Raw genomic sequence first — 1,835 nt, forward strand, 5'->3', positions numbered from 1 at the left:
TCACGCCCAGCAGTGCCACGACCAACTCCACCGAGCGCTCGGCGGAAACGGCGACCGGCACGTCCGGCCCCACGCCCTGGCCTTGCAGCCAGTGCGCGAGTTGGTTGGCGCGGACGTCCAGTTCGGCGTAGCTCAAGCGTGTGTCGCCATACACCAGCGCCAAGGCGTGGGGTGTGGCGCGAACCTGTTCGTCGAGCAGCGCGGGTAGGTTCCGGTATGACGGGTACTGGAAGTGGGTGGCATTCAAGTCCGACAATTGCCGTTGTTCCGCGGTATCGAGCATGCGCAACTCACCGAGGCGCACCGGGGACGCACCCTGCGCCTGGGATGCCATAGCCAACAGCAGGTTGTTGAAATGCTCGCCGAGGCGAACCACGCTGGCCGCATCGAAGGCGCCTAGCAAATAACTCAACTGCACGTTCAGCGTATCGCCGGCATGAATCACCACGGTCAACGGGTAATGGGTGGTTTCCCGCGAGACGACCTGGCCGAACCGCACGCCACTGCCGCTGCGCAAGGCGCTGTCCACCGGGTAGTTTTCGAACACCAGCACGCTGTCGAACAACGCCTGGCCGCCCTGCCCGGCCCAGCGCTGGATATCGAACAGTGGTGTGTGCTCGTGCTCGCGGACCGCCAGGTTCAGCGATTGCAGGTCCCGCAGCCAGTCGCCCAACAAACGCTCGGGGCCGGGCGCCTGGATAATCGGCAAGGTATTGATAAACAGCCCGAGCACGCGCTCGGCATCGACCAGTGCAGTCGGGCGCCCGGCCACGGTGGCGCCGAAGGCAACGCTGCGCTGTCCGGTGTAGCGCTGCAAAAGCAGGCTCCAGGCACCTTGCACCAAGGTGTTCAACGTCACGCGCTCACGGCGCGCAAACGCCACCAACGCCGAGGTGACACTGGGGTCCAATTGCAGGCGCAGGTCGCCATGCCCGGCCTGGGCCTGCACCGCTGGCAAGGCGTCGGCCAGCCGGGTCGGTTCATCCAACTGACGCAGTTGTTCGTTCCAGAACGCTTGGCTCGAATTAGCGTCCTGGCAGCCTAGCCAGGCCAGGTAATCCCGGTAGCGGCTAGCGCTCGCGACGGGCGATTCGCCTCGGTAATGCAGCAGCACTTCTTCGATCAGCCGCGCCGTGGCCCAGCCATCGAGGAGGATGTGATGGCGGGTCCAGATCAACTGGTAGTCGCTTTCGCCCAGGCGTACCAGCAACACCCGCTGCAACGGCGGCTGGCGCAGGTCGAAGCCTTGGTCGCGCTGGGCATCGGCCAGTTCGGCCAAGTCCAATCGAGCCTGTATGGCAGATCGTGCGCGCCAGTCCAAATGCCGCACCGGGGATGGCAGCCGGCGATGGATCCATTGCAGCGGCTGCGGCAAGTCGCCTTCCCAGGCGAAACCGGCGCGCAGGATCGCGTGTTCCTCGGTGACCCGCTCCCAGGCCGCAGCGAAACGCGGGCCGTCGACGTCGCTCAGCGGCACGCAGACCTGATTCACATAAGCGCTGCTGGCCCCGCCCTGCAAGGCATGAAAGAGCATGCCCTGTTGCAGCGGCGACAACGGGTAAAGGTCTTCGAGGTTGGCGGCGGCCACCGGCAGCGCGTCCAATTGGGACTGGCTGACGGTCGCCAGAGGGAAGTCCGAGGGCGTGACGCCCGCAGCGTCGGGGCTCAGGCAATGGTCGATCAAACCGCCCAAGGTTGCCAGGTAGCGCTCGGCCAAGGCTTGCACCACGTCGCGGTCGAAACGCTCGGTGCCGTAGCGCCAGCTCAGTTGCAGACAGCCGTCGCGCACCTGGCCGGTGATGACCCATTCGCTGTCGGCGTCGGCGCTCGGGTCC

At 65.8% G+C, this 1,835-nt stretch carries 1 protein-coding gene; it reads right to left on the bottom strand.

What is annotated here, in order from left to right; translation table 11 throughout:
• The coding region (locus L9Z73_RS29995) for a condensation domain-containing protein (RefSeq protein ID WP_247408561.1) at window positions 1-1,835 on the bottom strand (1,835 nt) is incomplete at both ends.

Origin of the sequence: Pseudomonas emilianonis (assembly GCF_023072625.1) — a bacterium.
GTDB classification, from domain to species: domain Bacteria; phylum Pseudomonadota; class Gammaproteobacteria; order Pseudomonadales; family Pseudomonadaceae; genus Aquipseudomonas; species Aquipseudomonas paraveronii.